The sequence below is a fragment of the Pseudonocardia sp. SID8383 genome, from assembly GCF_009864975.1.
GTDB lineage: Bacteria > Actinomycetota > Actinomycetes > Mycobacteriales > Pseudonocardiaceae > Pseudonocardia > Pseudonocardia alni.
In genome coordinates, this window is the sequence record NZ_WWFY01000166.1 from 1 (window position 1) to 346 (window position 346).

Genomic DNA, 346 nt, shown 5'->3' on the forward strand with positions numbered 1-346 from the left:
GCCGCCCGGCGGCCCGGTGCCCGCGCCGTCTGGGTGGTCGGCGGGCTGCTCAAGGGTGTCGACCCGGCCGAGCTCGGCAGGCTCGCCGCCGCGCACGCCGAGCGGCTGGCGGGGATCGTCGTGATCGGGACGGACCGGACACCGATCGTCGAGGCGCTGACGCGACACGCACCCGGCCTCCCGGTCGAGGAGGTCGCGCCGGGACACGATGGTCCGATGGCGCCCTCCGACCTGCAGGACCCGATGCCGGCCGCGGTCCGCCGCGCGTCCGGCCTGGCCCGCCCCGGCGACGTCGTGCTGCTCGCCCCGGCCGCCGCCTCGATGGACCAGTTCCGCGACTACGCCC

Annotated in this window: 1 pseudogene; it reads left to right on the plus strand. The window is 78.3% G+C overall.

From position 1 onward, the window contains the following. A pseudogene (locus GTW08_RS03930) lies at positions 1–346 on the plus strand (hypothetical protein); the annotation flags it as partial.